Below are 593 nucleotides of genomic sequence, written 5' to 3' on the forward strand. Positions count from 1 at the left end.
ACCATCCACGAACACGGTACAACTCGGAGGGAAGCCAGAAATCGTCACTTCTGAGAAGAACTCATCGGCATCTGGACTTTGGCTGGTCGTTGGTTTCCAATCGATGTTGAAGCGCGTATCTTCGTCACCTTCCGAAACCACGGTATAGTTATTTCTTGCGTCAATAACAGGGCCAACAATCACACGAATTTCCCCAGTTGAGGTGCGCGTATGACCATCGTTTTCAGTAACGATCGTGGTGGCTGTGATGTGAATATTCTCGGTAGACGATGCTTCCGGTTTAATCACAATGCCCGAGTTGATGTTTGCTTGCGTAATATTCGCTTCATAGATTGGCTGGTTATTACCATCGTACCCAACGAACGTTAAATCGACCGAGTTGCCATCATTATCAAATATCTCAACGCCATCAGGAATGTTGGAAAGCAGTACCGTTACCGTTTCAGAGTGGTCGTTAGGGTTGTCTTTGACTTCTCCAGAAAGAATGCTGAACGAAATATCAACTTGGCCATTTTCATCCACGAATGTTTGAACGCCACGTACGTTGCCATCATCAAACTCTTGCCAAATGCCTGATTTATCATTGAGTTCAA

At 45.2% G+C, this 593-nt stretch carries 1 protein-coding gene; it reads right to left on the reverse strand.

Translation table 11 applies throughout. The features are described 5' to 3' along the window. Positions 1-593: hypothetical protein (locus tag R7O13_RS28905; RefSeq protein ID WP_318305467.1), on the reverse strand; the 593-nt coding region annotated here is incomplete at both ends.

This window comes from Vibrio sp. Y176 (assembly GCF_033438945.1).